This is a genomic window from Vibrio sp. Isolate32 (assembly GCF_022397955.1).
Classification (GTDB): domain Bacteria; phylum Pseudomonadota; class Gammaproteobacteria; order Enterobacterales; family Vibrionaceae; genus Vibrio.
Window position 1 is genome coordinate 83,358 of sequence record NZ_JAKEUQ010000022.1, and the last position, 6,153, is coordinate 89,510.

11 protein-coding genes are annotated in these 6,153 nt (G+C 44.4%); all 11 read right to left on the minus strand.

Annotated features, from left to right (window positions below):
- Nucleotides 1-9: 9 nt before the first annotated feature.
- Nucleotides 10-708, minus strand: a complete 699-nt coding sequence (rpsC, locus tag L1D11_RS16370; RefSeq protein ID WP_004736734.1) for a 30S ribosomal protein S3 — start codon at nucleotides 706-708, stop codon at nucleotides 10-12.
- Between the two features lie 18 nt (nucleotides 709-726).
- Nucleotides 727-1,059 (minus strand): 50S ribosomal protein L22, encoded by a 333-nt coding sequence (gene rplV, locus L1D11_RS16375; RefSeq protein ID WP_004736732.1) that lies wholly within the window; start codon nucleotides 1,057-1,059, stop codon nucleotides 727-729.
- Between the two features lie 10 nt (nucleotides 1,060-1,069).
- Nucleotides 1,070-1,348 (minus strand): 30S ribosomal protein S19, encoded by a 279-nt coding sequence (gene rpsS, locus L1D11_RS16380; protein ID WP_004736729.1) that lies wholly within the window; start codon nucleotides 1,346-1,348, stop codon nucleotides 1,070-1,072.
- A gap of 19 nt (nucleotides 1,349-1,367) precedes the next feature.
- Nucleotides 1,368-2,192: a 50S ribosomal protein L2 gene (gene rplB, locus L1D11_RS16385; RefSeq protein ID WP_017629802.1), complete on the minus strand. Its 825-nt coding sequence runs from the start codon at nucleotides 2,190-2,192 to the stop codon at nucleotides 1,368-1,370.
- A 14-nt stretch (nucleotides 2,193-2,206) separates the two neighbouring features.
- Nucleotides 2,207-2,509 (minus strand): 50S ribosomal protein L23, encoded by a 303-nt coding sequence (gene rplW, locus L1D11_RS16390; protein ID WP_004736765.1) that lies wholly within the window; start codon nucleotides 2,507-2,509, stop codon nucleotides 2,207-2,209.
- Nucleotides 2,506-3,108, minus strand: coding sequence for a 50S ribosomal protein L4 (rplD, locus tag L1D11_RS16395; protein ID WP_004738803.1), 603 nt, complete (start codon nucleotides 3,106-3,108; stop codon nucleotides 2,506-2,508). The genes rplW and rplD overlap by 4 nt, the downstream gene beginning before the upstream one ends.
- Nucleotides 3,109-3,124: 16 nt before the next feature.
- Nucleotides 3,125-3,754, minus strand: coding sequence for a 50S ribosomal protein L3 (gene rplC, locus L1D11_RS16400; protein WP_004736763.1), 630 nt, complete (start codon nucleotides 3,752-3,754; stop codon nucleotides 3,125-3,127).
- Between the two features lie 14 nt (nucleotides 3,755-3,768).
- Complete coding sequence (gene rpsJ, locus L1D11_RS16405) at nucleotides 3,769-4,080, minus strand: 30S ribosomal protein S10 (protein WP_004736761.1); 312 nt, start codon at nucleotides 4,078-4,080, stop codon at nucleotides 3,769-3,771.
- Nucleotides 4,081-4,505: 425 nt separating this feature from the next.
- Nucleotides 4,506-4,988 carry a bacterioferritin gene (gene bfr / locus L1D11_RS16410; RefSeq protein WP_017629803.1) on the minus strand — a complete coding sequence of 161 codons (483 nt, stop codon included), beginning with the start codon at nucleotides 4,986-4,988 and terminating at the stop codon, nucleotides 4,506-4,508.
- An 80-nt stretch (nucleotides 4,989-5,068) separates the two neighbouring features.
- Entirely contained in the window at nucleotides 5,069-5,257 is a 189-nt protein-coding gene (locus tag L1D11_RS16415; protein ID WP_239833909.1) for a bacterioferritin-associated ferredoxin, read from the minus strand.
- Between the two features lie 316 nt (nucleotides 5,258-5,573).
- The coding region (locus tag L1D11_RS16420; RefSeq protein ID WP_239862628.1) for an EF-Tu/IF-2/RF-3 family GTPase at nucleotides 5,574-6,153 on the minus strand (580 nt) is incomplete at its 5' end.

Consider the following 6,153-nt stretch of genomic DNA (forward strand, 5'->3'; position numbering starts at 1 on the left):
TTCGACTCCTTACTTACGGCCTTTACGCTGCTTCTTAGGCTTATCGCCTTTTGGCTCTACTGCGTTAGCAGCTGGCATACCGCCTAGAATCTCACCTTTGAAGATCCAAACTTTAATGCCGATCACACCGTATTGAGTGTGAGCCGAAGAAGTTGCGTAATCAATGTCTGCACGTAGAGTGTGTAGAGGCACACGGCCTTCACGGTACCACTCAGAACGTGCGATTTCAGCACCGCCAAGACGGCCGCCTACTTGTACTTTGATGCCTTTAGCGCCTAGACGCATAGCATTTTGTACCGCACGCTTCATTGCACGACGGAACATAACACGACGCTCTAGTTGAGACGCGATGCTATCAGCTACAAGCTGACCATCTAGCTCAGGCTTACGTACTTCAGCGATGTTAATTTGCGCTGGTACACCTGCGATTTTAGCTACAGCTGCGCGTAGCTTCTCTACGTCTTCACCTTTCTTACCGATAACAACGCCAGGGCGAGCAGTGTGAATAGTCACACGGATGCTCTTAGCTGGACGCTCGATAACGATACGAGATAATGATGCTTTTTGTAGTTCCTTGGTAAGGAACTGACGTACCTTGAAGTCGCCGTCTAGGTTGTCAGCGAATTCGTTGGTATTAGCAAACCATGTAGCATTCCAAGGCTTAACGATGCCAAGACGAATACCATTAGGATGTACTTTCTGACCCATTGCTTACTCTCCTAGTCTTTAGCGATCTGCTACAACAATAGTGATGTGGCTTGAACGCTTCAAGATACGATCCGCACGACCTTTAGCACGAGGCATAATACGCTTCATGATAGGGCCCTCATCTACGAAGATTTTAGCGACATTTAGATCGTCGATATCTGCACCTTCGTTATGTTCCGCGTTAGCGATAGCTGACTCAAGAACCTTCTTAACCAATACAGCAGCTTTTTTGTTGCTGAAAGTTAGAATTTCTAGAGCTTGGTCTACCGACTTACCGCGAATTTGGTCTGCAACTAAGCGAGCTTTCTGTGGAGAAATACGAGCAAAGTTATGTTTAGCTAAAGCTTCCATCATCTACTCCTTATTTCTTCTTAGCTTTCTTATCTGCAGCATGACCGCGATAAGTACGAGTTGGTGCAAATTCGCCCAGTTTGTGACCGATCATTTCTTCGGTAACGAAAACTGGAACGTGCTGACGACCATTATGGACAGCGATGGTCAAACCAATCATTGTTGGGATGATCATTGAGCGACGGGACCAAGTCTTAATAGGCTTTTTGTCTCCGCTTTCCACCGCTTTCTCTACCTTCTTCAGCAAGTGTAGGTCAATAAAAGGACCTTTCTTGAGAGAACGTGGCATGGCGATTCCTCTTTATAAATTATTTAGTGCGACGACGTACGATGTACTTGTCAGTGCGCTTGTTCTTACGAGTCTTGAAGCCCTTAGTAGGAACGCCCCAAGGAGAAACTGGGTGACGACCACCAGATGTGCGGCCTTCACCACCACCATGTGGGTGATCCACCGGGTTCATTACTACACCACGTACGGTTGGACGTACGCCGCGCCAGCGTGAAGCACCAGCTTTACCAAGTTCACGTAGCATATGCTCAGAGTTACCAACTTCACCGATCGTTGCACGACCTTCAGAAAGTACTTTGCGCATCTCACCAGAACGTAGACGGATAGTTACGTATGCACCATCGCGAGCGATGATTTGAGCATAAGCACCAGCCGAACGAGCTAGTTGAGCACCTTTACCAGGCTTAAGTTCAACACAGTGTACAGTAGAACCTACTGGGATGTTGCGCATCGGCAGAGTGTTACCTGCTTTGATTGGCGCATCTACACCAGATTGGATCTGGTCACCTGCGTTAACACCTTTAGGTGCAATGATGTAACGACGCTCACCGTCTGCGTACAGAACTAGAGCGATGTTAGCACTACGGTTTGGATCGTATTCTAGACGCTCAACTTTCGCTGGGATGCCATCTTTAGTACGTTTGAAGTCAATCAGACGGTAATGGTGCTTGTGACCACCACCGATGTGACGTACTGTAATACGACCGTTGTTGTTACGACCACCGTTCTTAGAGTTTTTCTCTAGAAGTGGTGCGTATGGCTTACCCTTGTGCAGGTCAGCGTTAACAACTTTAACGACGTGACGACGACCAGGGGAAGTCGGCTTACATTTAACAATAGCCATTTTTACTACTCCTGTTATTCCGCGCCGCCAACGAAGTCAAGATCTTGACCTTCTTTCAAAGTAACGTAGGCTTTCTTAACGTCTGAACGACGGCCTTCACGCATACCTTGACGTTTGGTCTTACCCTTTAATACAAGAGTATTTACAGACTTAACTTCAACTTCAAATAGCTTTTCTACAGCTGCTTTGATCTCTTTCTTAGTTGCATCTTTAGCTACTTTGAAAACGATAGTGTTCGCTTTCTCAGCTGCCATAGTTGCTTTTTCAGAGATGTGCGGAGCACGTAGAACTTTTAAGATACGCTCTTCAGTGATCATGCTAGCATCTCCTCAACTTGCTTAACTGCGTCAGCAGTCATTAGAACCTTGTCGAAAGCGATTAGTGATACTGGATCAACACCAGCAACATCACGTGCGTCTACTTTGTATAGGTTACGAGCAGCTAAGAATAGATTTTCATCTACTTCGCCAGTAACAATCAGAACGTCGCTTAGCTCAAGCTCTTTAAGCTTAGCTACAAGTTCTTTTGTTTTTGGTGCTTCTACAGAGAAGTTATCAACAACGATTAAACGCTCTTGACGAACTAGCTCAGAAAGAATGCTCTTCATAGCACCGCGGTACATTTTTTTGTTTACTTTTTGGCTGTGATCTTGTGGTTTCGCAGCAAAAGTAACGCCACCTGTACGCCAGATTGGGCTACGAATTGTACCAGCACGTGCGCGGCCAGTACCTTTTTGACGCCATGGCTTAGCGCCACCGCCAGATACTTCAGAACGAGTCTTTTGAGCACGAGTACCTTGACGAGCACCTGCTGCATATGCAACAACTACTTGGTGTACAAGAGCTTCGTTGAAGTCACGTCCGAAAGTAGTCTCGGAAACAGTTAGTGCATCAGCACCTTTAACCATCAATTCCATTACTTACTCCTAGACGTTATGCTTTAACAGCAGGTTTTACGATCACGTTTCCGCCTGTTGAGCCCGGTACTGCACCTTTAATAAGGAGTAGATTGCGCTCAGCGTCAACACGTACGATCTCTAGGTTTTGAGTCGTTACACGCTCAGCACCCATGTGACCTGCCATTTTCTTGCCTTTAAACACGCGGCCTGGAGTTTGACATTGGCCAATTGAACCCGGTGCGCGGTGAGACAAAGAGTTACCGTGAGTCATATCTTGAGTAGAGAAGTTCCAACGCTTGATAGCGCCTTGGAAGCCTTTACCTTTAGATGTACCAGTAACGTCTACTTTTTTAATTTCGTTGAAAAGTTCTACGTTTAGCTCAGCGCCAACTTCAAACTCTTCGCCGTTTTCTAAACGGAATTCCCAAAGACCGCGACCTGCTTCTACACCCGCTTTCGCGAAGTGACCAGCTTCAGGTTTAGTTACACGGTTAGCTTTCTTAGCACCAGTAGTTACTTGGATTGCTGCGTAGCCGTCTGTCTCAAGAGTTTTAACTTGAGAAATACGGTTCGCTTCAACCTCAACAACAGTTACTGGGATAGAAACGCCTTCTTCAGTAAATACGCGGGTCATACCCACTTTACGTCCGACTAGACCAATCATTATTCTTATCTCCCTTAACCTAGGCTGATTTGAACATCAACGCCAGCTGCAAGATCAAGACGCATTAGAGCATCAACAGTTTTATCTGTTGGCTCAACGATGTCGATCAAACGCTTGTGAGTACGAATTTCGTACTGGTCACGTGCATCTTTGTTGACGTGTGGAGAGGTAAGAACAGTGAAACGCTCTTTACGAGTAGGTAGTGGAATAGGACCACGAACCTGGGCGCCAGTACGTTTTGCTGTTTCAACGATTTCCGCAGTTGAAGCATCGATTAGCTTGTAATCAAACGCTTTAAGGCGGATACGAATACGTTGGTTCTGCATGAGACAGAGCTCCAATTATTAAAAATTACACAAACAATATCGCCACTCAAACCCGATAAAACGAGAGAATGCCGATTGATTTATGTGAAACCGTAGCATCCAAAATTAGGACGCATTGTCAGTTAACTTTTGAAGCAAACAAGAAGTTTACTATTTTTATTAACCGCGAACATAAGCTGAGTATACATTACTAGGTAAAACCTACTCCTCAGTGCTCATTGGTTCACAACCAGCTTAAGCCAGTTCGATGCATTATACAGATCACACTTTAACTTGCAAGCTGTGTTTGAAAAATAATCGCAGAATCGATTTGAGGGGATAAGTGGGGAGTTTTGATTGCGCGGTAGTGCCCTACAGTCGAAAATTGTAAGCAAGGTAACAGCTCAGTTTAAGCCTCAGCTGTTACCTCTTTTAATTGCTAAGTTTTAGCCTTCGTCTTCATCCACATATTGAGCTTGTAGATAATTTTGGATCCCAGTCATTTTGATTAAACCGAGTTGGGTTTCTAACCAATCGACATGATCTTCTTCGTCTTCCAGGATGTCTTGAAACAAGTCTCGCGACACATAGTCGTGAATATCTTCTGCGTACGCGATGGCATTTTTCAAATCAGGTATCGCTTCCATCTCAAGAGACAAATCACACTGAAGCATCTCTTCAGTATCTTCACCAATTTTGAGCTTTCCAAGATCTTGAAGGTTTGGGAGGCCTTCTAAAAATAGTATGCGTTCTATTAGATGGTCGGCATGTTTCATTTCGTCGATAGATTCGTGGTATTCCTTATCAGCAAGATGCTTTAAACCCCAATCTTTGTACATTCGAGCATGCAAGAAGTATTGGTTTATTGCAACGAGTTCGTTACCAAGAATTTTATTGAGATGTTGAATGATGATTGGATCGCCTTTCATGACATAGCCCTCCTCTTTGGCTCTTCTAACTGTAGAACCAAATCGAGAAGTGTCAAAAAGCTAATGCCCTTTGGGCAAAACTAACCTGCCTGTTTGAACAGGTCTTTCGCAGTATCGTTAATGACTTCTTTTGCTGAACGTACACACTTGCCGCATTGACTGCCAATTGCTGTACATTTTTTAATTCCTTTAATGTCAGTAATGCCCTCTTCTAATACCAACTTGCGGATTTTCTTGTCCGAGACCCCATGGCATAAACAAACGTACATATTAAAACCTACCCCCTTAACTTGAGGTTAAATATAAAAAGAAATCATTCTTATTACTAGTTAAAGTTTCTGTATGTTTATACCGATTGGTTATAGTGTTTTGTCGAAAAGAGAGCCTAAACCGCTTTGAAGGGAAGAGAGCTGAAGTGAGTGACTTAAGCCGCTAAGTAAATAACTGTATTTAAATCGTAATCTGAGCTGAGGATATTACGTGTTGCGAATTTCCCTTATAACCAAAATAAAAAAGGGAAGCCGAAGCTCCCCTTTTTTTGATGCGTGCTCTTCTAATGAAGAGAATGCAAAAATCTAAATGCTATTAAGCAAAGATTTTAGCTACAACACCAGCACCAACTGTACGACCACCTTCGCGGATTGCGAAACGTAGACCTTCGTCCATTGCGATTGGAGCGATTAGCTCAACAGTCATTTGAACGTTGTCACCTGGCATTACCATTTCTACGCCTTCTGGTAGAGTAATGTCGCCTGTTACGTCAGTTGTACGGAAGTAGAACTGTGGACGGTAACCTTTGAAGAAAGGAGTGTGACGGCCGCCTTCATCTTTAGAAAGTACGTATACTTCAGACTCGAACTTAGTATGTGGGTTGATAGAACCTTTAGCAGATAGTACTTGGCCACGTTCAACTTCATCACGCTTAGTACCACGTAGTAGTGCACCAACGTTCTCACCTGCACGACCTTCGTCAAGCAGCTTACGGAACATTTCAACACCAGTACAAGTAGTAAGAGTAGTCTCTTTGATACCAACGATTTCTACTTCGTCACCTACACGTAGGATACCACGCTCGATACGACCAGTTACAACAGTACCACGACCTTGGATCGAGAATACGTCTTCGATTGGTAGTAGGAACGGTTGATCAACTGCACGCTCTGGC